24 protein-coding genes are annotated in these 24,060 nt (G+C 64.6%); 22 read left to right on the forward strand and 2 right to left on the reverse strand.

Annotated features, from left to right (window positions below; genetic code table 11):
• The 5 genes from QHC78_RS19925 to QHC78_RS19945 all read left to right on the forward strand — a co-directional run.
• A partial coding sequence (locus QHC78_RS19925; protein WP_319747706.1) for a cbb3-type cytochrome c oxidase subunit I occupies window positions 1–396 on the forward strand: 396 nt, incomplete at its 5' end.
• The gene (locus QHC78_RS19930) at window positions 397–507 is read left to right on the forward strand and encodes a cytochrome oxidase small assembly protein (protein ID WP_319747708.1); all 111 of its coding nucleotides are present in this window, start codon (window positions 397–399) and stop codon (window positions 505–507) included.
• A 22-nt stretch (window positions 508–529) separates the two neighbouring features.
• Window positions 530–1,126 (forward strand): cytochrome c oxidase assembly protein, encoded by a 597-nt coding sequence (locus QHC78_RS19935; RefSeq protein ID WP_319747709.1) that lies wholly within the window; start codon window positions 530–532, stop codon window positions 1,124–1,126.
• Window positions 1,123–1,338: a DUF2970 domain-containing protein gene (locus QHC78_RS19940; protein ID WP_319747711.1), complete on the forward strand. Its 216-nt coding sequence runs from the start codon at window positions 1,123–1,125 to the stop codon at window positions 1,336–1,338. Before QHC78_RS19935 ends, QHC78_RS19940 begins: the two co-directional genes overlap by 4 nt.
• Window positions 1,339–1,410: 72 nt before the next feature.
• Window positions 1,411–2,286 carry a cytochrome c oxidase subunit 3 gene (locus QHC78_RS19945; protein WP_319747713.1) on the forward strand — a complete coding sequence of 292 codons (876 nt, stop codon included), beginning with the start codon at window positions 1,411–1,413 and terminating at the stop codon, window positions 2,284–2,286.
• 341 nt (window positions 2,287–2,627) lie between these two features.
• On the opposite strand, the gene QHC78_RS19950 is transcribed toward QHC78_RS19945, so the two are convergent.
• Window positions 2,628–2,828 carry a twin transmembrane helix small protein gene (locus tag QHC78_RS19950; RefSeq protein ID WP_319747715.1) on the reverse strand — a complete coding sequence of 67 codons (201 nt, stop codon included), beginning with the start codon at window positions 2,826–2,828 and terminating at the stop codon, window positions 2,628–2,630.
• 56 nt (window positions 2,829–2,884) lie between these two features.
• On the opposite strand from QHC78_RS19950, the gene QHC78_RS19955 reads away from it, so the two are divergent.
• From QHC78_RS19955 to QHC78_RS20005, 11 genes are all read left to right on the forward strand, one after another.
• Complete coding sequence (locus QHC78_RS19955) at window positions 2,885–3,661, forward strand: SURF1 family protein (RefSeq protein WP_319747717.1); 777 nt, start codon at window positions 2,885–2,887, stop codon at window positions 3,659–3,661.
• On the forward strand, window positions 3,633–4,283 hold the full coding sequence (locus QHC78_RS19960) for an SCO family protein (protein WP_319747719.1): 651 nt from the start codon (window positions 3,633–3,635) through the stop codon (window positions 4,281–4,283). The genes QHC78_RS19955 and QHC78_RS19960 overlap by 29 nt, the downstream gene beginning before the upstream one ends.
• Window positions 4,284–4,292: 9 nt before the next feature.
• Window positions 4,293–5,348: a COX15/CtaA family protein gene (locus QHC78_RS19965; RefSeq protein WP_319747721.1), complete on the forward strand. Its 1,056-nt coding sequence runs from the start codon at window positions 4,293–4,295 to the stop codon at window positions 5,346–5,348.
• Between the two features lie 15 nt (window positions 5,349–5,363).
• The gene (gene cyoE / locus QHC78_RS19970) at window positions 5,364–6,248 is read left to right on the forward strand and encodes a heme o synthase (RefSeq protein WP_319747723.1); all 885 of its coding nucleotides are present in this window, start codon (window positions 5,364–5,366) and stop codon (window positions 6,246–6,248) included.
• Between the two features lie 87 nt (window positions 6,249–6,335).
• Window positions 6,336–6,941, forward strand: a complete 606-nt coding sequence (locus tag QHC78_RS19975) for an SCO family protein (RefSeq protein WP_319747725.1) — start codon at window positions 6,336–6,338, stop codon at window positions 6,939–6,941.
• A gap of 174 nt (window positions 6,942–7,115) precedes the next feature.
• Entirely contained in the window at window positions 7,116–7,781 is a 666-nt protein-coding gene (locus tag QHC78_RS19980; protein ID WP_319747727.1) for a GntR family transcriptional regulator, read from the forward strand.
• 128 nt (window positions 7,782–7,909) lie between these two features.
• A complete protein-coding gene (locus tag QHC78_RS19985) occupies window positions 7,910–8,698 on the forward strand; it encodes an alpha/beta fold hydrolase (RefSeq protein ID WP_319747729.1) in 789 nt (262 codons plus the stop codon).
• 11 nt (window positions 8,699–8,709) lie between these two features.
• Window positions 8,710–9,933: an LLM class flavin-dependent oxidoreductase gene (locus QHC78_RS19990; RefSeq protein WP_319747731.1), complete on the forward strand. Its 1,224-nt coding sequence runs from the start codon at window positions 8,710–8,712 to the stop codon at window positions 9,931–9,933.
• Between the two features lie 5 nt (window positions 9,934–9,938).
• On the forward strand, window positions 9,939–10,808 hold the full coding sequence (locus tag QHC78_RS19995; RefSeq protein ID WP_319747732.1) for an alpha/beta fold hydrolase: 870 nt from the start codon (window positions 9,939–9,941) through the stop codon (window positions 10,806–10,808).
• The gene (locus QHC78_RS20000) at window positions 10,790–11,386 is read left to right on the forward strand and encodes an NADPH-dependent FMN reductase (protein ID WP_319747734.1); all 597 of its coding nucleotides are present in this window, start codon (window positions 10,790–10,792) and stop codon (window positions 11,384–11,386) included. Before QHC78_RS19995 ends, QHC78_RS20000 begins: the two co-directional genes overlap by 19 nt.
• Before the next feature lie 43 nt (window positions 11,387–11,429).
• Window positions 11,430–12,443 (forward strand): Bug family tripartite tricarboxylate transporter substrate binding protein, encoded by a 1,014-nt coding sequence (locus QHC78_RS20005; RefSeq protein WP_319747736.1) that lies wholly within the window; start codon window positions 11,430–11,432, stop codon window positions 12,441–12,443.
• Window positions 12,444–12,840: 397 nt separating this feature from the next.
• On the opposite strand, the gene rpoH is transcribed toward QHC78_RS20005, so the two are convergent.
• The gene (gene rpoH, locus QHC78_RS20010; protein WP_319747738.1) at window positions 12,841–13,752 is read right to left on the reverse strand and encodes an RNA polymerase sigma factor RpoH; all 912 of its coding nucleotides are present in this window, start codon (window positions 13,750–13,752) and stop codon (window positions 12,841–12,843) included.
• A gap of 265 nt (window positions 13,753–14,017) precedes the next feature.
• On the opposite strand from rpoH, the gene QHC78_RS20015 reads away from it, so the two are divergent.
• The 6 genes from QHC78_RS20015 to mlaD all read left to right on the forward strand — a co-directional run bounded on the left by QHC78_RS20015 (window position 14,018) and on the right by mlaD (window position 24,054).
• Window positions 14,018–14,710, forward strand: coding sequence for a hypothetical protein (locus QHC78_RS20015; RefSeq protein WP_319747740.1), 693 nt, complete (start codon window positions 14,018–14,020; stop codon window positions 14,708–14,710).
• A gap of 247 nt (window positions 14,711–14,957) precedes the next feature.
• The gene (locus QHC78_RS20020) at window positions 14,958–19,745 is read left to right on the forward strand and encodes a glutamate synthase-related protein (protein WP_319747742.1); all 4,788 of its coding nucleotides are present in this window, start codon (window positions 14,958–14,960) and stop codon (window positions 19,743–19,745) included.
• Window positions 19,746–19,890: 145 nt separating this feature from the next.
• Window positions 19,891–21,360 (forward strand): glutamate synthase subunit beta, encoded by a 1,470-nt coding sequence (locus QHC78_RS20025; protein ID WP_319747744.1) that lies wholly within the window; start codon window positions 19,891–19,893, stop codon window positions 21,358–21,360.
• A 487-nt stretch (window positions 21,361–21,847) separates the two neighbouring features.
• On the forward strand, window positions 21,848–22,693 hold the full coding sequence (locus QHC78_RS20030) for an ABC transporter ATP-binding protein (RefSeq protein ID WP_319747745.1): 846 nt from the start codon (window positions 21,848–21,850) through the stop codon (window positions 22,691–22,693).
• A gap of 26 nt (window positions 22,694–22,719) precedes the next feature.
• The gene (mlaE, locus tag QHC78_RS20035) at window positions 22,720–23,481 is read left to right on the forward strand and encodes a lipid asymmetry maintenance ABC transporter permease subunit MlaE (protein ID WP_413816502.1); all 762 of its coding nucleotides are present in this window, start codon (window positions 22,720–22,722) and stop codon (window positions 23,479–23,481) included.
• A gap of 84 nt (window positions 23,482–23,565) precedes the next feature.
• On the forward strand, window positions 23,566–24,054 hold the full coding sequence (gene mlaD / locus QHC78_RS20040) for an outer membrane lipid asymmetry maintenance protein MlaD (RefSeq protein WP_319747747.1): 489 nt from the start codon (window positions 23,566–23,568) through the stop codon (window positions 24,052–24,054).
• The last annotated feature ends 6 nt before the right edge of the window (window positions 24,055–24,060 follow it).

Consider the following 24,060-nt stretch of genomic DNA (forward strand, 5'->3'; position numbering starts at 1 on the left):
TCGCTGTTCGCGCTGTTCGGCGGCACCTACTACTGGCTGCCCAAGTGGACGGGCGTGATGTATGACGAGAAGCTCGGCAAGATCCATTTCTGGTCGTCGCTGATCTCGTTCAACGTCACGTTCTTCCCCATGCACTTCCTGGGCCTGGCCGGCATGCCACGCCGCTATGCGGACTATGCCGCGCAGTTCACCGATTTTCACCAGATCGCCACCATCGGCGCCTTCTGGTTCGGCCTGTCGCAGTTGCTCTTCCTGTACGTCGTGGTGAAGGCGTGCCGCGGCCAGGGAGAACCGGCGCCGGCCAACCCGTGGGGTGCCGAGGACGGCGGGCTCGAATGGACGCTGCCGTCGCCCGCGCCGCATCATTCGTTCGAAACGCCGCCCGTGGTCAAGTAAATGGTCACTCCCGAGCAGCGCCGGCGCAACCGGCGCACGGGCCTCGCGTTGGCATTGCTCGTCATCGCTTTTTTCCTGGCGGTGATCCTGCGCAAGGTCTGGCTCGGCTGAACCGTATACGCCGGAGGTGCCCATGAACAACCCCGATCCCGATACCCAGCCGTCCACGCGGCGCGACAATCGCCAGATGCTCGGCAAGCTGGCGGTCATCATCGCGCTGATGTTCGGCTTCGGCTACGCGCTGGTGCCGTTGTATCGCGCCATCTGCGAGGTCACGGGCATCAACGTGCTGACGAAGGTCGACGAGGATGCGGCCCGGTTCGCCCGCAATACCCAGGTCGATACCAGCCGTACGATCAAGGTCGTGTTCGACGCGAACATCCATGGACCATGGCGCTTCCGCCCCGTGCAGGGCTCGATGGACGTGAATCCCGGCGAACTGGCCACCATCGTCTACGAGGTCGCCAACCAGCAGGATCGCGAAATGACGGGCCAGGCCATCCCCAGCTACGCCCCCATGCTGGCCGGCCAGTATTTCAAGAAGCTCGAGTGCTTCTGTTTTGCGCAGCAGGACCTGAAGGCGCACGAGACCCGGCAGTTTCCGGTGGTATTCGTGGTCGATCCGAAGCTGCCCCAAGACGTCCAGACCATCACGCTGTCATACACCTTCTTCGAAATCGGTGGCAGGTCGGCGGGCGTGCGGGCCGATGCGCCCGCGGGAGGAGTATGAGCGATGATCTGAAGTCCGCAGCGGGTCGCAAGCTGAATTTTTTCCAGACCATCAAGGCCGTATTGTGGTCTTTCATCGGGTTGCGGCGCGGGGCCGATTATCGCGAGGATGCGTCCAAGCTCAATCCGATCTACGTTATCGTCGCCGGCCTGATCATGGCCGTCGTGTTTGTGGTGGTGCTGCTGCTGATCGTCAGGGCGGTAGTCAGCTAGAAGAATCCGGGTGGCCCGTGGGGGCCGCCATCGAATCGTGCGGTTTAGTGGAATTCGCGAAGGAGAGTTGAGATGAGTGCAAGTCACTCGGTTTCGGGGAAGGAGGCGCCATACTATTTCGTGCCGGCACCCTCCATGCACCCGGTCACGGCCAGCCTGTCACTGCTGTTCTTCGGTCTGGGCATGGCCTTGTGGGTCAATGGCGTCGCGGCCGGTCCCTGGTGTGTCCTGGCGGGCGTGCTGGGGCTCCTGTTCGTGCTGTACCGCTGGTTCGGGGACTCCATCGCCGAGTCCGAGGGCGGGCTCTACAGCAAGCGGGTCGACGTCTCTTACCGCTGGAGCATGAGCTGGTTCATCTTCTCCGAAGTCATGTTCTTCGGGGCATTCTTCGGCGCCTTGTTCTACGCGCGGCTTTTCACCACCCCCGAGCTCGCCGACCTCGACCATCGCCTAGTGCTGTGGCCCGGTTTCACCGGTGCCTGGCCCAATACCGGCCCCGCCGGCACGATCGAGCCGTTCACGGCCATGGGCCCGTTCTGGATCCCCACCATCAACACGGCGCTGCTGCTCAGCTCGGGCGTAACGCTGACGATCTCCCACCACGCCCTGCTGGCCAACAACCGCGCACGCTGTGCGCTGTGGCTGGCCATGACCATCCTGCTTGGCGCAATCTTCATGGGCTGCCAGGCCTATGAATACATTCACGCCTACAGCGACCTGAACCTGAAGCTGACGTCCGGCGCGTTCGGTTCCACCTTCTACATGCTGACGGGGTTCCACGGTTTCCACGTGACCATGGGCGCCCTGATGCTGGCGGTCATATTGCGGCGGGTCATCCGTGGCGATTTCACGCCGACCCACCATTTCGGTTTCGAAGGCGCCGCCTGGTACTGGCACTTCGTCGACGTGGTGTGGCTGGGCCTGTACCTGCTCGTTTACTGGTTCTAGCGAGGCTAGCCGGGGAGCGCAGCCGGGGGCGGTTCTCGCCGCGTCCCGGCGGGCTGGCAAGCGGATCTGGAGGCGCTGTACGGCGCCCCGGGGCCCCACCTCGCCGGGTAGCGCAAGCTAGCGCTGGGCTCGCGGTTCTATCGGGCGGCCTCCCGCGAGGCCGGCCTGCCAGTCCGGGGGTGCGACGTTTTGACGTATCGGCCGGCTACCGCGGCTCGGGCAAAATAACGGGGCATGCTGGCAGTCCGTTCCTGCGTTGCTTGCGATGCTGGAGGGCGGCAACTTGCCCCATATCGGCCTCCCATGGAGCCGCCTGAGGACGCCGCGTCACCGGCCGGGAGTCACCTCAGTCCCGTGAACTGGATCCAGCCCATCCAATGGGCAAACAGCACGAAAAGGAACAGCAGGACCGACAGCCCGATCCGGACCGTAAGCGCATAGGCCATGCGCTTGCTGTTACCGGTGTCCTTCATCAGAAAGACCACTGCCGAACCCAGACTGCAAAGAATGCCGATGAAGGCTATGGCGACGATGAAGCGCATCAAGTTTCTCCTCCTGGCTGGGATTATCGCAGGCACAGGGGGTTGAGGAGGCAGTTTTGCATTCTTCCCCTGCGGGCCTTACGCCGCGCCCGCGCCGTCACAAGATCGGGGTCGCGCTCGTATTGCTGGCCTTGACGGTGGCCGCCACAGTGGCATTGGGCCGCTGGCAATTGCAGCGTGCCGAGGAAAAGCGGGGAATCCTGGCGTCGGTAGAAGCGGGGCGTCAGCTGGCGCCGCTGCAATTGACAGCCGGCCTCGACCGTGCCGAGCTGGTCCCGTGGCGGCCGGCGGCGGCGACGGGGCGCTGGCTGGCCGAGCGCACGGTACTGCTGGAGAACCGTATGGCGCAGGGACGGCCTGGTTTCTGGGTCGTGACGCCCCTGGCACTCGAGCGGGGCGGCGGGGCCGTCGCCGTGCTGCGCGGCTGGGTCCCGCGGCCCGTGCCGGACGCTCCGGTAATGGTGGATACGCCAACGGGGCCGGTGACGGTGCGAGGCGAGTTGATTCCGCAAATTCCGCGCCTGCTGGACCTCGGCGCGCTGGGGGGCCACCCCGAGGCGTTGCCGCGGCCGTGGCCCGGGCCGGGCAGTCCGCCGCCACGGATGCAGAACCTGGACCTGCCGTCCTATGGCGAGGCCGCGGGCGTGGGACTGCTGCCGGTCGTGCTGGAGCAGACCGGGGATGCGCCGGACGGCCTGGTGCGTGAATGGGCCGGGCCGCCCACCAACGTCGATACGCACCGCGGCTATGCGTTGCAATGGTTTTCGTTCGCGGCGATTGCCGCCATCGCTTTTGGAGTCCTCCTTGTCCGATCCCTCCGCTCGACACACTGACGGCGCGCGGCCAACGCCGCGCAAGAAGCGGTCCCTGTTTTCGCTGTACGCCGTATTGATCGTGTGCGCCGCGCCGGTCGTGGCGGCGGCGCTGGTTTATTTCCTGGACTGGGGGCCGCGCGGCCCGGGCAGCAATTATGGCCACCTGGTCGAGCCCCAGCGGCCAGTGCCCGACGCATCGCAGCTTCAGCTGACGGACCTGGACGGCACGCCCTTCGATTTGCGGAGCCTGGCCGGCAAATGGGTCATGGTGACCGCCGATAGCGGCGCCTGCGGCGAGGAGTGCGCCAAGAAGCTCTACATCATGCGCCAGACCCATGCCAGCACGGGCAAGAATGTCGCCCGCATCGAGCGTGTATGGCTGATCCTCGACGACGAGCCGGTACCGACCATGGTGATCCGGGCCTACGAGGGTACGCACATGGTGCGGGCCAACGCCGCGCAGGCGGCGCGCTTTCTTGCCTTGCCCGCGGACGTGAGTCCCGGTGGCCCGGCACTTCGGCAGCACATATGGCTGATCGATCCGCTTGGCAACCAGATGCTGCGTTTCCCCGAGAATCCCGATCCCACGCGCCTGCGCAAGGACATCGGCAAGCTGCTGCACGCGTCGCGCATAGGGTGAGGGCAGGGAATGGATACAGCAGTACAACGACCGGCAGACCGCGCCGCCCGCATACGCGCCCGCTACGCCAGGCTGGTAGCGGTCACCATGTTCCTGACCTTCGATCTGATCATGTTCGGCGCCTTCGTGCGCCTGACGGACTCGGGCCTGGGCTGCCCGGATTGGCCGGGGTGCTACGGAAAGGCTTCGCCCATCGGCGCGCTGGATCACATCCATGCGGCCGCCACGGCGATGCCGGAAGGACCGGTTACACTGTCGAAGGCCTGGATAGAGATGATTCATCGCTATGCCGGCACCCTGCTGGGCATCCTGATCATTGCCATCGTGGTGGTGGCCTGGCGCCATCGCCGGGTGCTTGCCCAGTCGCCATGGCTGGCAACCGTGATCCTGCCCGCCGTGTGCCTGCAGGGCGCGTTCGGGGCCTGGACGGTGACCCACCAGCTCATGCCGGTCGTCGTGACCGCGCACCTGCTGGGCGGCATCAGCCTGCTGGCGCTGCTGACCTGGCTCTCGGCCCGACAGACCGTGCTGCCCGACATTCCGGCCAGTGCCGGGCGCTGGTGGGGATATGCCGCGGTCGGGCTTGCGCTGCTCTATACCCAATTGGCCCTGGGTGGCTGGGTCAGCACCAACTATGCGGCCCTGGCGTGCATGGACTTTCCGACTTGCCACGGGCAATGGCTGCCCGAGATGGATTTTCGTGGCGGGTACTCGATCGTGCGGGCGTTGGGGCAGCTGCCTTCGGGCGAAATTATTTCGCAAAGTGCGTTGACGGCCATCCATTGGACTCATCGCAACTTCGCCTTCGTGGTCCTGGTCTATCTGGGCTGGCTGGCCCTCAAGTTGCGCCGCTACGACGGGCTCAAGGGCCCCGCGACGGCGTTGCTGGGCATGTTGTGCGTGCAGCTCCTGACCGGCCTGACCAGCATTTTCCTGCAATGGCCTATAGTGATCGCCGTGCTGCATAACGGCGGGGCCGCCGTCCTGACCATCTTGTGCGTGACGCTGCTGGTCAGGCTGGCGCGGGCTCGCCGGCCGCCCGGAGAGGCCGCGCACGCTTTTTGAAGTTCCGGATTCCTCATGGAAAGCATTCGAGTGTCTAACGTTGGTCTGCGTCTTCGGCAATATTGGGTACTGACCAAGCCCCGCGTGAGCCAGCTCGCCGTTTTCTGTGCCGTCATCGGCATGTTCCTGGCTACGCCCACCGTACCGCCGTGGCGCACCGTCGTGGCAGCCACGATCGGCATCTGGCTGCTTGCGGCGGCCGCATTTGCGATCAATTGCCTCATCGAAGAACAGGTCGATGCCAGGATGGCGCGGACCGCGCACCGGCCGACCGCCCGGGGCGACATCGGGGCGTTGCAGATCATCGCCATGTCGGGCGTGGTCGGCGGCCTCGGGATGGTGGTGCTCTACACCCTCGTGAATCCGCTCACCATGTGGCTGACCTTCGCCACCTTCGTGGGCTATGCCGTGATCTACACCGTCATTCTCAAGCCCCGCACGCCGCAGAACATCGTGATCGGCGGCCTGTCGGGCGCCATGCCGCCCGCGCTCGGGTGGGCGGCGGTGGCCGACAGCGTGCCCGCCGAAGCATGGCTCCTTGTGCTCATCATCTTCATCTGGACGCCGCCGCATTTCTGGGCGCTGGCGCTCTACCGCACCAAGGATTACGAGAACGCCGGTCTGCCCATGCTGCCCGTCACGCATGGGCAGAAAATCACCCGCCTGCACATCCTGCTGTACTCGATAGCGCTGTTCGCCACCTCGGTCCTGCCGTATGTGATCCGGATGAGCGGGCTGGTCTACCTGGTGTGCGCCGTGGCGCTGGGCGCGGTATTCGTGGGCTACGCGTGGAAGCTTTACCGCAGCTATAGCGATGAACTGGCGCGGCGCCTGTTCCGTTTCTCCATCCTGTACCTGGCCCTGCTGTTCGCGGCCTTGCTGGTCGACCACTGGTGGTAGGGCGCCGGGCCGTCCGGCGTGCCGGTGCCGCTCCCCGGGGAGAATGGCGCCCGGTGCGCCAGGGCAAGATGACTTGAGGAGGTTTTGATGATTGCAGGATTTTCCGACTCCCGCCGCTTCGTGCTGCGGGCCGGCGCCGCCGCGGTAGCGGCCGGGTTGCTGGCCGCATGCAAGCAGAAGCCCGCGTTCAACAGTACCGACGTGAGCGGATCGGACCTGGGGACGGATCTTTCCCTGACGGATTTCAACGGCCAGCCCCGTACCCTGCAGGACTTCAAGGGCAAGGTACTGGTTGTTTTCTTTGGCTTCGTGCAATGTCCGGACGTATGCCCCACGACCTTGGCCGATTTCGTGCAGGTCAAGAACCTGCTCGGCAAGGAGGGCGAGCGGGTCCAGGTCGTGTTCGTCACGGTCGACCCCGAGCGCGATACGCCCGAGGTTTTGCGCCAGTACGTGACGCAGTTCGATTCCTCCTTCCTCGGACTGCGCGGCGATCCCGACGCGACTGCCCGTGTGGCCAAGTCGTTCAAGGTGTTCTACGCCAAGGTGCCCGGCAAGGAGCCGGGTTCCTACACCATGGACCATACCGCCGGTGTGTATATCTTCGACCCCGAAGGCCAACTGCGGCTGTTCGCGCGTCACAACAGCGGCGCAGAGGCGCTGGCCAGCGATATCCGGCAGTTGTTGGCATGAGTCCGACCGGCGGGCCGGTAGCTGTTCCCATGACCGCGCTTCGCCGGGGCGCATGGTATAAATCGAACCGCTATGAATCATTAACGATTCATGGGTCTACTCCTGGCCTTCACCATGCCTCGCCGCGCACCTTCCTCTCCTTCCAACACCACCGTTCGGTCCGCGACTGAGGACATGCCGCCGGCGACTATGCCGCCCGGCGCAACGCAATCGATAGGCAGCAGCCTGGCAGAAGTGCTTCGCGACCGCATCGTGACGGGCGTTTATCCGCCGGGGATGTGGATACGCGAAAGCGCGTTGGCCGAGGAGTTCGGGTATTCCAACGGGCCGATTCGCGAGGCGCTGCAGCTGCTGGTCAGTGAGGAACTGCTGGTGCGCGAGCCGTGGCGCGGCGTGCGTGTCGTCGAGCTTAGTGGCGACGAGATCGTCGAGATCTTCCAATTGCGGGCTGCGCTACTCGAACTGGCCGCCGAACTGGCCGCGAGCCATATTACGGCGGCACAACTGGAAGAGGGGAGGCGGATGTTGCTCCAACTCGAAAAGCATCTGGACGAGGGCGACATCAAGGGCCAGATGGCTCTTGGCCACTCCCTGAACCATTGGGTCTGCGAATGTTCCGGCAACCGGCGTCTCGCTCAGAATTGGAGCCGCTTCACCTCGCAGGCACGGATGTACTTTCACACCGCGCTACGCAATAGCACCGACCCGGACGAAGTGAGCGAGCCCTGGCGCCAACTGATCGCGGCGCTCGAGCGCCGCGATGTCGTCGGCGCTCGGGGCGCCGCCCGTCGGATCGTCCGCCGGCCATTGATCGGCCTCGGACTGTCGCCCGGCCTGTAGCTCCGTCATGGATCGAAAATCTGGTGGTTTACCCTGATTTTTCATTAAAGATTAATCATTAATAATTTCTCCGAAGACTGCGCCGGACGGCTACCGCTGTCGCGCGCCCCACCTGCCGGAGAAGTTCCATGAGCCTTACCCAGACAACAGTCACCCTGCAAGGCATCGAAGTGCCAATCAGCCGCAAGGGACACGGACGCCCGCTGTTAATGCTGCACGGCGGAGGCGGCCCCGTTGCGTCTCGTCCGTTCGCCGATTTACTTGCGCAGCACATGGAGGTCATCGAGCCGGTACATCCCGGTTTCGCCGGAACTGCCATTCCGGACCATTTCGACGGAATGGAGGATCTGGTCTACCTGTATCTCGATTTGATGGATGCGCTCGATTTGCAGGATGCCGTGCTGATGGGCTTTTCCATGGGAGGTTGGACCGCGGCCGAAATCGCGGTCAGGAACCTTCAGCGTATCGGGCAATTGATCCTGGTCGACGCCTTGGGCATCAAGCCCGGCGGCCGCGATGATCGCGACATTCCCGACATCTTTGCAATGTCGCCGGAGGACGTAGAACGTTTGATGTGGCACGACCCCGCGAAAGCGCCCGGTGCGACGCAGCGCAGCGATGAGGAGTGGCAGGCGGCCGCCGCCAACCGTGTCGCGCTAGGGATGTACACCTGGGATCCCTACATGCACAACCCGAAGCTGCCGAACCGGCTGCAACGGATTAGCGTGCCGACCCTGCTGCTGTGGGGAGCCAGCGATCGCCTGGTCACGCCCGACTACGGCCGCGCCTACGCCGGATTGATTCCGCAGGCCGATCTGCGGGTGATAGGCGCGGCAGGCCATGCGCCACACATCGAGCAGCCCGAAGCCTTCGCCCGCCGCGTCCTCGATTTCGTTGCCCTCCGTTCCGCTGCCTGACAGGAATTGCCATGAAAACCTGGTTCTTCAATGAGTGCCCCTATCCATATCTGCCGGACCCGGCCAGCTATGAATCGATCCGTGTCACCTTGCCCAATGGACACTACGACCCGCGTATAGGCGCCGATCTGTACCACATGTACCTCGACCTCTGGCTCGAGGCGGAAGACCTGGGCCTGGACTTGATGTTGAACGAGCACCATCAGACGCCCACGTGCACGGTGCCGGCCGTGCCGCTGATGCTGAGCATCCTGGCGCGCCAGACCAGCCGGGCCAGGCTGCTGGTGCTGGGCAATCCGCTTGCCAACCGCAACCAGCCGGTGCGTGTGGCGGAAGAGATGGCGATGATCGACGTGCTGTCGCGCGGCCGTCTGGAATGTGGCTTCGTGCGTGGCGTGCCCTACGAAGCCTCGGCAGCCAACATCAGCGCTTTCCGAGGAAGTCAGCGCGTCTGGGAAGCACACGACCTGATCCTGAAGGCCTGGACGACGCACGATGGCCCGTTCAATTTCGAAGGCCGCTTCTACACTCATCGCCAGGTCAACATCTGGCCCCGCCCTTGGCAGCAGCCGCATCCGCCTGTCTGGATCACCGTGGGAAGCGGCCCCAGTACCACGCCCGTCGCCAAGCGGGGCCACGTCGGCGCAGTCTTTCTCGCGGGATACCAGAACATCCGCAAGATCTTCGACGGCTATCGCCAAGCCTATCTGGATGCACACGGCAAGCCGGCACCGCTCGACCGGCTCGCCTACTGCGCGCTGGTATTCGTAGGCGATAACGAGGCACAGGCGCGCGAAGGGGCCGAAAAGCTGCTTTGGTACATGAATACCAGCAAGGGCGCGCCGCAGTTCTCCAACCCGCCGGGCTACCACCCGCCGGCGGTCGCAGCGCAGTTTCTCAAACCGCAGGCTGGCGAAGCTACGCCGATCACGGTCGAGGACCAGATGGCGCGCGGCAACCTGTTCGCCGGTACGCCGGATCAGGTTTTCGACCAGATCAAGGCGTTCTGGGAATACAGCGGCGGCTTTGGCCACTTTCTGATGATGGGCCACGCGGGATTGATGACGCGCGAAGAGACTTTGGGATCGATGACGCGGTTCGCGCAGGAGGTCCAGCCTCGCCTGGTGGAGCTTGCCGCCGGCTACGACGAAAGCGAGATGAGGGCACGACGGGAAGCGTCGCCCGACCGTCGTTTTGCCGATACCGGCGGTATGGCGCGCGATTTCGTCCGGTGAACGCGATGCAGGACGGCTACATCGACATCGACGGGATTCGCACCCATTACCTCGAGGCAGGGGAGGGGCCGACCGTCGTGCTGCTGCATTCGGGCGAGTTCGGCGGCGCCGCAGAGTTGAGCTGGGAGTTTACGCTGCCGGCGCTCGCCCGGCATTTCCATGTCGTCGCGCCGGACTGGCTGGGCTTCGGCCGCACCGACAAGGTGTTTGACTTCGCCGACCCGCGCGGCCGCTCGGTTCGTCATATGTGTCGCTTCGTCGAACGAATGTTGAACGCTCGCGGGGTAACGGAAGCCGATTTCATCGGTAATTCGATGGGCGCAAGCAGCCTGCTGCGCATAGCGGCAGAGACACCGGGCCTGTTGCCGATCCGCTCGCTCGTCATCGCCAGTGGCGGCGGTTTCGTCCCGATGACGCCGGAGCGGCAGATCTTGCTGGACTACGACGGAACGGCGCTGGCGATGCGCGCGCTACTGAGGGCGATGTTCCACGATCCGGCCTGGGCTGATGACGACGCCTATGTTGGACGCCGCCAGGAATTGGCGCTGCTTCCCGGCGCATGGGAGTGCGCCGCGGCGCCCCGCTTGAAACCCGGCGCACGGGGTGCTGCGTCTGGAAGCTTTGGCCGAGTCGACCGCACTCCCTACGAGGCTATCGCAGTACCGACACTTATCGTGGCCGGCGCCCAGGATCGTCTGCGCGAGCCGGGCTATGCCGACGACTTGGGCCGCCGGATTCCCGGCAGCGAAGTACATGTTTTCGATCGCTGCGGCCACTGTCCCAACATCGAACAGGCCGATCGTTTCAACGACCTGGTCATCGGCTTTTTGCATCGAGTCCATCAAAAGGAAACGCCATGGAACAAGCACCCCTGATCGTCGGCCTCGGCGGCACGACCCGGGCCGGCTCATCCTCCGAGAAGGCCCTCGCGGTCAGCCTGCGCGCGGCCGAGCGGGAGGGCGCACAGGTGGTCATGCTGGCAGGCCCTCAACTCGACTTGCCCATGTACGCGCCCGAGCGTCCGGAGCGTTGCGATGCCGCGCGGCGCCTGGTGGCATTGCTGCGGCGCTGCGACGGGTTGATCATCGCATCGCCGTCCTACCACGGCACGATCTCCGGCATGCTCAAGAACGCGCTTGATTACACCGAAGACTTGAGCCGCGACCATCGCGTCTATTTCGACGATTGCGCGATCGGCCTTATTGCTTGTGGCGCGGGATGGCAGGGTGCCGGCCAAGCGCTGGTTGCGCTGCGGGCCATTGCCCATTCTCTGCGCGGCTGGCCTACGCCGCTTGGCGCGGTGCTCAATACATCGACTCCATTGTTCGACGACAGCGGCGCATGTCGCGAGCCGTCGGCCGCGTTCCAGCTCGAATGCGTAGGACGCCAAGTGGTCCAGTTCGCCCGGATGAAGAAGGCCTTGGCTCGCGTGCCGTCGCTGGCCGAGACCTGAAGCAGGACGACCCAAGAAACCAACATCCAACAAGGAGGAGACAATGCAACACCCATCGCCAATCCGCACTCCCGCCGCGGGCATCCTACGGCGCATCGCTGGCATGGTGGCAGCGTGCGCGCTGTTGCAGGCCGGCGGCGTGGCTCACGCGGAAACCGCCTATCCCGGCCGAGCCGTTCGCGTCGTCGTGCCCTCCACGCCCGGCGTCGTCCCGGACGCGCTCACGCGGTTGATCGCCCAGAAGCTCGCCGAAATATGGGGAGTACCCGTGGTCGTCGAGAACCGGCCGGGCGCTTCCGGCCTGGTTGCCGCGGCCTTTGTCGCCAAGTCCGAGCCCGACGGCTACACCATCCTGTTCGGTGATAGCTCGCTGTGGGCCATCAATCCTCACGTCTATAGCAAACTACCGTACGACCCACTCAACGACTTCGCGCCCGTCATCGGCGCTGCCCACCTGCCGATGTACCTGACCGTAAACGCGTCGTCGCCGATGCGGACGGTGCGGGATCTCATCGGTTACGCCAAGAAGAATCCTGGCAAGCTCGCGTACTCCACGCCGGGAGCCGGCTCTTCCGGCAACCTTGCTGGCGAGATGTTCAGTTCGATGGCGGGAGTCCAGCTGCTGCATGTGCCGTACAAAGGGTCGGAAGGTATCAAGGGCCTGCTCGCCAACGACGTGCAGCTAGCCATCTATGGGCAGGTTGCGGTCGTACCGCAGGTGAAGGCCGGCAATCTGCGCATCCTCGCTGGCACGATGGCGGAGCGGTCTCCTACGTTGCCCGATGTGCCGACCGTGGCCGAGTCGGGCGTGCCCGGCTACGACATCTCGTCGACATTTGGCGCGATGGTGCCGGCTGCCACCCCGCCCGCCCTGGTGGCGAGAATCAACGCCGATATTGTCAAGGCGCTCGCGGATCCCGACGTGATTGCCAAATTCAATGGCTACGGTACGCCGCCGATCGCAAAGATGACGCCGGCACAGTTCGGTACGATCATGCGGGGCGAGTACGAAAAGTTCGGCAAGCTGGTACGAGAGACCGGCATGAAGCTGGAATAGCCGGCACGTATATCCGGCGTCCTTGGTCCCGCCCTGCTACTGATTGACTGAGCCAAAAAAAACGGGACACCGTAGGTGTCCCGTCAACATATCCGCCTCAAGTGGGGGGGGAGGGAGGAGAAAAGCAGAGGCGGACGTATCGGTTGGTACCGGCAACCTGCGCCGGAAGGGATATCGCGCTGGGGGAAGCCCGATAACCCGACACATAGGCATTGCACCCAAAATGTGTCCCACCTGACGGTTAGGTTCTACCGGTTGGAGGAAGTTCACCGGCTTGCGCGGGATTCGCGTAAATTTCCTCCAATCTTGTAACTATCTGTGACGGATGTCAGTCGCCGGGAAGCAAAAATGGGCGGCCCCGGCATAACCGGAGACCGCCCATGGGCAGGCCAGGCAATCAGGCGTAAGCGGCCAGCGCGCCTCGCATTTTCGTCATGGCACGTGCTTCGATCTGGCGTATCCGCTCGGCCGATACACCGAACTCGTCCGCCAGTTCCTGCAGCGTCGCGCCGCCTTCGTCCTTCAGCCAGCGTGCCTCGATGATCCGGCGCGACCGTGTATCCAGGGTCTCGAGGGCTTCTTGCAGGCCTTGCCCATGGAGCTCGTCACGGCGCCGTTCTTCCAGGACCGCGCTGGGCTCGTGCTGGCCTTCGTCGGATAGGTAGGCGATGGGCGCAAATTCGGTTTCGCCGTCGTCCGTGCGGCCTTCCAAGGCCATTTCCTGGCCGGACAGCCGCACTTCCATTTCGGTGACGTCCTGCGGCCTGACGTTCAAGCTGGCGGCGATTTCCTCCACCTGCTCGGGCGTAAGGGCGTGCGTATCCTGTTTGAGGCTGCGCAGGTTGAAGAACAGCTTGCGCTGCGCCTTGGTGGTAGCCACCTTGACCAGGCGCCAGTTCTTCAGAATATATTCATGGATCTCGGCCTTCACCCAGTGGATGGCGAACGACACCAGCCGCACGCCGCGGTTGGGGTCGAAACGCTTGACGGCCTTCATCAGCCCGACGTTTCCTTCCTGGATGAGGTCGGCATGCGGCAGCCCATAGCCCAGGTATTGCCGCGCGATGGCGACCACCAGGCGCAGGTGGGACAGCACGAGTTCACGCGCAGCGTTCAGGTCCTGCTTGTCGCGATACCGCACCGCAAGCTCGTGTTCCTGTTCGGCCGTCAGCACGGGGAGCCGGTTCACGGCCCCGATATAGGCTTCGATCGTGCCAAGCGCGCCGGGGTTGGCAATCGCGAGTGCCAGCGCGCCCGGACCGCTTGTGGCGGGAACGAGAGCGTTGGACTGATTCGACGAACGTTTCATAAACGGCTTACCTCCATGCAAGAAGGTTAGCACTCCGGGCCAAAGAGTGCTAATGGGTCTTTTTGATGACGTCGATAGCGTGAACGCATGGCTGTGCATTGCAGCACGGCAGCAATCCCGGAACCCGGTGTGCTCCTCTAGGAGCGCCGCGGTGGCGGGGCGGAACGACGTCACAAGATGTCATGCTGCATAGACCGCGGAATCGGCGTATTGTTCGCGGAAATCAGCAACTTCCATACCCTGCGCTGGTGCGTCCCTATTTCTCATGGCTCGTCTCCCCCGTCTGTACGCCCCCGACCTTCCCAACCTGGCTCAGGCCAGGTTTACGGTGCCTTTGTCGGCCAGCAGCGACGGCAACGCGCTCCTCGACCACGTCGCGGCATGGCTGGCCGCCGACGCCCGTCAGTACGGGGTGGCGGTCCATGGCTGGGCGCTGACTTTTGACCAGCTGTTGTTGCTTGCTACGCCGGCGGGCCCCACGGGCCTGTCGGGGCTGATCCAATCGCTGGGCCGCCGGCTGGCGGCGCGTTTGCAGGTGGGACGCGTCTTCGCCGGGCGGTTCCGGTCCACGCTGGTGGAGCCGGGGGCTTGGGTCCTGCCGTCCTTGATCTGGCTCGAAACCGCACCGGTCCGGCAAGGATTGGCCGGCGATGCAGAGCATTGGCGCTGGTCTTCGGCGGCCGCCCACATGGGCGCGGCGCCGGCCAGCCTGCTGCACGATCACGCTGACTACTGGGCATGCGGCAATACGCCGTTCGACCGCCAGGCCAGCTACCGCGCCATGGTGCTCGACGGTCTGCCCGCGGCGTCGGTGGCCCGCATCGAGCAAGCCCTGCATGGCCAATGGGCGTTGGGGAGCCCGGCCTTCGTGCAAGGCCTCGAGGGCACGAGCAGCCGCCGGCCGGTGGCTGCCAGGCGGGGGCGGCCGCGCAAAACTGCGTCACCGATCGGCGAATAATGCACGGAATTGGTGCGTCCCTATTTTATTTGGGCGGTTTTTGCGGGTGAGAAAAAATTGGGGACGTTCCCCTTTTTATTTTTCTTGCGCCGTCTGATGCGTCGCAGTATCGTCACACTCCCCGCGGAGCGCCATGCGTGCCGCGGCTGAATGCCGGCCGGTGGTCCGAAGGCTTTACGCCTCCCACTCCCCGCCCGATGTCCTAGTACCTGGATTCGTCCGCGCGAATCCTCCAGCGGAGCGCACCATGCCCCAATCCCGTCAGGAACATATCCCGGCCTCGCCGCCGCAGACCGCCGTCATCGACGCCTCCGCCATCGGTCTGCCCGCGTCCCGCAAGGCGCCTCAGGCCCAGGGCCTGTACGACCCGGCCAACGAGCACGATGCCTGTGGCGTGGGCTTCGTCGCCCACATCAAGGGCAAGAAAAGCCATTCCATCATCCAGCAGGGCCTGAAGATCCTCGAGAACATCGACCACCGCGGCGCGGTGGGGGCCGATCCGCTCATGGGCGACGGCGCCGGCATCCTGATCCAGATTCCCGATGCCTTGTATCGCCAGGAAATGGCCGCCCAAGGCGTGGAGCTGCCCGCGCCAGGGGAATACGGCGTTGCGATGGTATTCCTGCCGCAGGAAATCGCTTCGCGGCTGGCCTGTGAGCAGGAACTCGAGCGCGCGGTCAGAGCCGAAGGGCAGGTCGTGCTCGGCTGGCGCGACGTCCCGATCGACAAGGAAATGCCGATGTCGCCCAACGTCAAGCATGTGGAGCCGGTGATCCGCCAGCTCTTCATCGGCCGCGGCGGCGATGTCATGGTGCCCGACGCGCTGGAGCGCAAGCTGTACGTCATCCGCAAGATGGCCTCGCATGCCATCCAGAAAATGCGGCTCAAGCACGGCAAGGAATATTTCGTGCCGTCCATCTCCAGCCGCACGGTGGTCTACAAGGGCCTGCTGCTGGCCGACCAGGTCGGCCGCTATTACCGCGACCTGGCCGATCCCCGTGCCGTGACGGCGCTCGCGCTGGTGCACCAGCGGTTCTCGACCAATACCTTCCCGGCGTGGCCGCTGGCCCACCCGTACCGCCTGATCGCGCACAACGGCGAAATCAATACGGTCAAGGGCAACTTCAACTGGCTGCGCGCGCGCGAAGGGGTGATGCAGTCGCCCGTGCTCGGCGACGATCTCAAGAAGCTCTATCCCATCGTCTACGAAGGCCAGTCCGACACGGCCACGTTCGACAACTGCCTCGAACTGCTGGTCATGTCCGGCTATCCCATCGCCCACGCGATGATGATGATGATTCCCGAGGCCTGGGAACAGCATGCGGAAATGGACGAGACCCGCCGGGCATTCTACGAATACCACGCTGCCATGATGGAGCCGTGGGACGGCCCGGCCGCGATCGCCTTCACCGACGGCCGCCAGATCGGCGCGACGCTGGATCGCAATGGCCTGCGCCCGGCGCGTTACGTCGTGACCGACGATGACCTGGTCATCATGGCGTCGGAATCGGGCGTGCTGCCTGTTCCGCAAAGCAAGATCGTCAAGAAATGGCGCCTGCAGCCCGGCAAGATGTTCCTGATCGATCTCGAGCAGGGCCGCATCATCGACGACAAGGAACTGAAGGACCAGCTCGCCAACAGCAAGCCCTACCGGCAGTGGATCGAGCGCATCCGCATCAAGCTGGACACCCTGCCGGAGCCGGTCAAGGAAGAAATCGAGGAAGGACGCTCGTCGGTTCCCATGCTGGATCGGCAGCAGGCCTTCGGCTGGACCCAGGAAGACTACAAGTTCATCCTGCGTCCCATGGCCGTGCTGGGTGAGGAAACGACGGGTTCGATGGGCAACGATGCGCCGCTGGCGGTGCTGTCCAACAAGAGCAAGAGCCTCTATAACTATTTCCGGCAGTTGTTCGCCCAGGTGACCAACCCGCCCATCGACCCGATCCGGGAAAACCTGGTCATGTCGCTGGTGTCGTTCATCGGGCCCAAGCCCAACCTGCTGGATATCAACAACGTCAATCCGCCATTGCGCCTGGAAGTGGCGCAACCCGTGCTGGACTTCGCCGACATGGCGCAGATCCGCCATATCGAGCGGGTCACCAACGGCAAGTTCAAGAGCTTCGAGCTGGATATCACCTATCCGGCCGAATGGGGCAAGGAAGGCATCCAGGCGCGGGTGGCCGCGCTGTGTGCGCAGGCCGAGGAAGCGGTCCGGAGCGGCTACAACATCCTGATCGTGTCCGACCGCCTGGTCGATGCGACCCGTGTGCCGATTCCCGCGCTGCTGGCCACGTCGGCCGTGCACCAGCACCTGATCCGCGCGGGGCTTCGTACCAGCACCGGGCTGGTCGTGGAAACCGGATCGGCGCGCGAGGTGCATCACTTCGCGCTGCTGGGCGGCTATGGCGCCGAGGCCATCCATCCGTATCTCGCGATGGAGGCCCTGGTGCGCGAGCACGAGCACGATGCCAAGGTGTCCCCCGAGAAGGCCATCGCCAACTACGTGAAGGCTATCGGCAAGGGGCTGCAGAAGGTCATGTCCAAGATGGGCATCTCGACCTACATGTCGTATACCGGCGCCCAGATCTTCGAGGCCGTCGGCCTGAATCGCGCCTTGGTCGAGCAGTACTTCCCGGGTACCGCCAGCAATATCGAAGGCATCGGCATATTCGAGGTGGCCGAGGAATCGCTGCGCATGCACAAGGCGGCTTTCGGCAACGACCCGCTGCTCGAGAATGCGCTGGACGAAGGCGGCGAGTACGCGTTCCGCATCCGCGGCGAAGAGCACATGTGGACGCCCGACGCCATCGCCAAGCTGCAGCACTCCACGCGCGCCGACAACTACCGCACGTACAAGGAATACGCGCAGATCATCAACGACCAGAGCAAGCGCCACATGACGTTGCGTGGCCTGTTCGAGTTCAGGTTCGATCCGGCCCATGCCATCCCGCTCGACGAAGTCGAGCCGGCCAAGGAGATCGTCAAGCGTTTCGCCACCGGCGCCATGTCGTTGGGTTCCATCTCCACCGAGGCACATTCGGTGCTGGCGATCGCGATGAACCGTATCGGCGGCAAATCCAATACCGGCGAGGGCGGCGAGGATGAATTGCGCTATCGCGCCGAAATGCAGCACGGCAAGGCCGACATCAAGGACGGCGATACGCTGGCCTCGGTGCTGGGCGCCGAGCGCGTGGTGGCCGACGTGCCTCTCAAGGCCGGTGACTCGCTGCGCTCGCGCATCAAGCAGGTGGCCTCGGGCCGTTTCGGCGTGTCTGCCGAGTACCTGGCCAGCGCGGACCAGATCCAGATCAAGATGGCGCAGGGCGCCAAGCCCGGCGAGGGCGGCCAGCTTCCCGGCCACAAGGTGTCCGAATACATCGCCAAGCTGCGTTTTTCGGTACCCGGCGTGGGCCTGATCTCCCCGCCGCCGCACCATGACATCTATTCCATCGAGGACCTGGCGCAGCTTATCCACGACCTGAAGAACGCCAACCCGCACGCCTCGATTTCGGTCAAGCTGGTATCCGAGGTCGGCGTGGGAACGGTGGCGGCGGGCGTGGCCAAGGCCAAGGCCGACCACGTGGTCATTGCCGGCCACGACGGCGGCACCGGCGCTTCGCCCGTCTCGTCGATCAAGCATGCCGGCACCCCGTGGGAACTGGGCCTGGCGGAAACGCAGCAGACGCTGGTGCTGAACCATCTGCGCGGACGCATCCGCGTCCAGGCCGACGGCCAGATGAAGACCGGCCGCGACGTGGTGATCGGCGCGCTGCTGGGTGCCGACGAGTTCGGCTTTGCCACGGCGCCGCTGGTGGTCGAAGGCTGCATCATGATGCGCAAATGCCACCTGAACACCTGCCCGGTGGGCGTGGCGACGCAGGATCCGGTGCTGCGCGCCAAGTTCCAGGGCAAGCCCGAGCACGTGGTCAACTTCTTCTTCTTCATTGCCGAAGAAGTGCGCGAGATCATGGCCCAGCTGGGCATCCGCAAGTTCGACGACCTCATCGGCCGCGCCGACCTGCTGGACATGCGGGCCGGCATCGAGCACTGGAAGGCGCGCGGGCTGGACTTCAGCCGCGTGTTCTACCAGCCGGCCGTCGCAGCCGAGGTGGCCCGCCGCCATGTCGACGAGCAGGATCATGGCCTGGTGCGGGCGCTGGATCACCAGCTGATCGAACGCGCCAAGCCTGCGATCGAGCGCGGCGAGAAGGTGTCGTTCATCACCACGGTGCGCAACGTCAACCGCACCATCGGCGCGATGCTCTCGGGCATGGTGGCCCGCAAGTACGGCTACGAGGGATTGCCTGACGACACCATCCATATCCAGTGCAATGGCACCGCCGGGCAGAGCTTCGGCGCCTTCCTGGCGCACGGCATCACGCTCGACCTGGTGGGCGATGGCAACGACTATGTCGGCAAGGGCCTGTCGGGCGGCCGTATCATCGTGCGCTCGCCCAACGATTTCCGCGGCCATGGGCCGGAGCACATCATCGTCGGCAACACGGTGCTGTACGGCGCCTTGTCGGGAGAAGCCTACTTCAACGGCGTGGCGGGCGAGCGCTTCGCGGTCCGCAACTCGGGCGCGGCCGCCGTCGTCGAGGGCGTGGGTGACCACGGCTGCGAGTACATGACCGGCGGGACGGTGGTGGTGCTGGGCGAAACCGGCCGCAACTTCGCCGCCGGCATGTCGGGCGGCGTGGCCTACGTCTACGATCCGGACGGCACCTTCCGCCAGCGCGCCAACCTTGCCATGGTGGAGCTCGAGCCCGTGCTGGCCGCCGCGGTGCAGGAGAAGGACGGCTCGCGCCGCCTGTGGCACAGCATGGTCCGGGGCGGGGAACGGGACACCGACGAGGCCATCCTGCGCCGCCTGGTGGAAAACCACTTCCGCTATACCGGCAGCTTCCGGGCACGCGACATCATGGACAGCTGGGAAACCTCGCGCTCCAAGTTCGTCAAGGTCATGCCGACCGAATACCGGCGCGCGCTGGGCGAATTGTGGGACGCCCAGAACCCGCAGAAGCTGGCTGCCTAGCATGTATCGCCGGGCGGGGGCCGCGCATGGGTTAGGCCCCCGCCCTCGCCCAGCCCCGATGAGGCACGGCGATCAGTAACGAATCCGAAGCCGGCGCCGCGTCCTGCGCGACGCCCGGCCTCAATAGAATTGTCAGGAAACAACCATGGGTAAGGTCACCGGATTTCTGGAGTACCAGCGTCTGCAGGAAGCGGCCGAAGCGCCGGAGCAGCGCGTCAAGCATTGGAAGGAATTCGTACTCCATCTGAACAACGAGGAAGCCAAGCAACAGGGCGCCCGCTGCATGGATTGCGGCATTCCGTTCTGTACCAACGGCTGCCCGGTCAACAACATCATTCCGGACTGGAACGATCTGGTGTATCGCCAGAACTGGAAGCAGGCGCTGGCCGTGCTGCATTCCACCAACAATTTCCCCGAGTTCACGGGCCGCATCTGCCCCGCGCCGTGCGAGGCCGCGTGTACCCTGAACATCAACGACGACGCGGTCGGCATCAAGTCCATCGAACACGCCATCATCGATCATGGCTGGGAGCACGGCTGGGTCACGCCCATGCTGCCCAAGGCCAAGACCGGCAAGAAGGTGGCGGTGGTCGGCTCCGGTCCCGCGGGTCTTGCCTGCGCGCAGCAGCTGGCCCGCGCCGGTCACGATGTGACGGTGTTCGAGAAGAACGACCGCGTCGGCGGACTGCTGCGCTACGGCATTCCCGATTTCAAGCTGGAGAAGTGGCAGATCGACCGCCGCATGGCGCAGATGGAACAGGAAGGCGTGGTGTTCCGGCCGTCGACGTTCGTCGGCCGCCCGGAAGACGCCAAGGCCCTGGGTATTTCGGCGACCGTGAAGACCCCCGATGAGCTGCAGGCCGAATTCGACGCCATCGTGATCTCCGGCGGTTCCGAAACTCCGCGTGACCTGCCGGTGCCCGGCCGCGAGTTGCAGGGTGTGCATTTCGCGATGGACTTCCTGCGCCAGCAGAACAAGGTCGTCGCCGGCGACAAGGTCAAGGACCAGATCATGGCGACCGGCAAGCACGTGGTCGTGATCGGCGGCGGCGATACCGGATCGGACTGCGTCGGCACCAGCAACCGCCATGGCGCGGCGTCGGTGACCCAGTTCGAAGTCATGCCGCAGCCGCCCGAGACCGAGAACAAGGAGCTGACCTGGCCGTACTGGCCGCTCAAGCTGCGCACCTCGTCTTCGCACGAGGAGGGCGTGCAGCGCGATTGGGCCGTGTCGACCAAAGCGTTCAAGGGCAAGAACGGCAAGGTGACCGCGCTGGTCGCGTGCCGGGTGGAATGGGTGCGTGGCGACAACGGCCAGATGAAGATGGCCGAGGTGGAAGGTTCGGAGTTCGAGATTCCGGCTGATCTGGTGTTGTTCGCGATGGGCTTCGTCTCGCCGGTACGGCAAGTGCTGGATGCGTTCGGTGTCGAGAAGGACGCGCGGGGCAATGCGCGCGCCAATACCGAAGACTACCGTACCAATGTGGACAAGGTGTTCGCCGCCGGCGATATGCGGCGCGGGCAGTCGCTCGTGGTATGGGCGATCCGCGAAGGCCGCCAGTGCGCGGCCGCGGTAGACAGCTTCCTGATGGGGGCGACGGAACTGCCGCGCTGACCCGCGCCAGGCGGCCCGGCGTGCGGCGGGCCGCTGCCGGACGCCATTTGTTACCCTGTTTCCGGGTGTCGCGGCGCCGCTTAAAAACTCGTTAATTCGGCGTCGTCATAATGCCTCCCGTCTGCAGGACCGGTGCGGCGGCTCTTGCCGCCCATGACCGGTCCGTATGGACGCGGAGGCTTTTTCATGCCGATACAAACGCCTGCGACACTGTTGTAAAAACGTAAACCCGGCCGCGGCTGCCGTGGGTCATAATCGGCTCTCCCTTGCGCGGCCGTAATGGGCAATGCCTGGCGCTTCGGCGGGCTGCGCGGTCTTTTCAGCAAGGAAGGCACGGCCATTGGCCGGGCAGGCAATACCCGTCGCCAGGTCGGGTTAAGCACGGTGTCAGGATGAGCTGCTGGTAGAATCGCGGGCTGGATTGCCCTTCGAGCTCGCCGACTCGTTCCCTGGCACCGCCCTTCTTTTCAACTATTCCCGGTTCTACATGCCCGATTCGGCACGATCTTCGTCACCTAGCTCCAGCGATGTCGCCCTTGCCTTCGACCGCCTGTCGGTCGGCTATGGCGAGCGCACGATCCTGCAGAACATCGATATGCAGGTCCGGCGCGGGCAGGTGGTTGCCATCATGGGCGGGTCGGGCTCGGGCAAGACTACCTTGTTGCGCGCCGCCACGGGGCAGCTTGCTCCCCAGGCAGGGCGGGTCGTGACGCTGGGCGAGGATCTGTCCCGCCTTTCCGGCGACCGCCTTTTCGCGCTGCGCAAGCGCATGGGCGTGCTGTTCCAGCAAGGGGCCTTATTCACCGACCTGGACGTGTTCGAGAACGTGGCTTTTCCCCTGCGGGAACACACGTCCATGTCCGAGGCGGAAATCCTGGACCGCGTATTGGCCAAGCTAGACGCCGTCGGGTTGAAGGCCGCGGCGTTCTTGCGCACCTCCGAGATCTCCGGCGGGATGGCCCGCCGCCTGGCCCTGGCCCGGGCGGTGGTGCTCGAGCCCGAGTTGATCCTCTACGACGAGCCGTTCGCCGGCCTGGATCCGATTTCCATGGGCGTGACGGCGCAATTGATACGTACCATGACCGATACCCTGGGCTGTGCGTCGGTCCTGATCACCCATGACGTACAGGAATCCTTCCATATCACCGACCAGGTGTACCTGCTGGGCCGCGGCTCGCTCGTGGCCAGCGGCACGCCTGCCGAGTTGTCCGCTTCCAAGGATCCGTTCGTGCATCAATTCCTGAACGGCGAGCCCGATGGGCCGGTGGCTTTCCAGTATCCCGAGACCCCCGAGTACCGGGCGTGGCTCGAACGCCGGCGGAGCGCGCGCTGATGGGCGGGCTTGCGCGGTTCTTCATCATGGTGGGCGCCGGCACGAGGACGTCGATCGCGGGCGTGGGCGCTTTCGCCCGGTTTTTCCTGCAGCTGCTGTTCAAGAGCGGCACGGCGCTGCGGCGTCCCGGGCTGGTGGTGCAGCAGATCCACTTCATCGGCAATTATTCCCTGGTGATCATTGCCGTCTCGGGGCTGTTCGTCGGTTTCGTGCTGGGCTTGCAGGGGTACTACACCCTCAATCGCTATGGGTCCGAGCAGGCGCTGGGGCTGCTGGTGGCGCTCGGCCTGGTGCGCGAACTCGGTCCGGTGGTCACCGCGCTGTTGTTCGCCGGCCGGGCCGGCACCTCGCTGACCGCCGAGATCGGCCTGATGAAGGCCGGCGAGCAGCTATCCGCCATGGAGGTCATGGCGGTGGATCCGGTGCGCCGCGTGCTGGTGCCGCGCTTCTGGGGCGGCGTGATCGCCATGCCGTTGCTGGCCGCGGTGTTCTCGGCCGTCGGCATACTTGGCGGGTGGGGCGTGGGCGTGCAACTCATCGGTGTGGACGATGGCGCCTTCTGGTCGCAGATGCAGAATGGCGTGGACGTCTGGAAGGACGTCGGCAATGGCGTGCTCAAGAGCATCGTCTTCGGTGTCGCCGTGACCTTGATCGCGCTCTATCAGGGCTATTACGCCACGGCCACGCCCGAGGGCGTCTCGCGCGCGACGACGCGCACGGTGGTGGCGGGATCGCTGGCCGTGCTGGGCCTGGACTTCCTGCTGACGGCCGGGATGTTCGGCAATTGAATGATCGGCACTGCCCCTGGCGGTGCCGCGATGAAGAACTGGCAAAGGACGCACCCCTACGCGGGAGGTCCAAAGGAATACGAAATGTCGCGAGAGAAAGTCGATCTCTGGGTGGGAGTATTCGTGCTGCTGGGGGCGGCGGCCCTGGTTTTCCTGGCGCTCAAGGCCGGCAACCTGGTCAGCGTGCTGTCGGTCGGCAATACCTACTCCCTGACCGCCAACTTCGACAACATCGGAGGTCTCAAGCCGCGCGCCCCGGTCAAGAGCGCCGGGGTAGTGGTGGGCCGTGTCTCGAATATCACCTTCGACGACAAGATGTTCCAGGGCGTCGTGACCCTGGAGCTGGACGAGCGTTATCAGTTTCCCACCGACTCGTCCGCGAAGATCCTGACGTCAGGGCTGCTCGGAGAGCAGTACATTGGTATCGAGCCGGGCGGCGAAGAGAAGAACTTCGCCGCCGGCGATAAGATCCGCTATACGCAAAGTGCCGTCGTGCTGGAGAACCTGATCAGCCAGTTCCTCTATAGCAAGGCCGCCGAAGGCGGCGGTTCCGGCACGGCGAACCCGCAGTAAATAACG

Origin of the sequence: Pigmentiphaga sp. (assembly GCF_033795525.1) — a bacterium.
Classification (GTDB): domain Bacteria; phylum Pseudomonadota; class Gammaproteobacteria; order Burkholderiales; family Burkholderiaceae_B; genus Pigmentiphaga.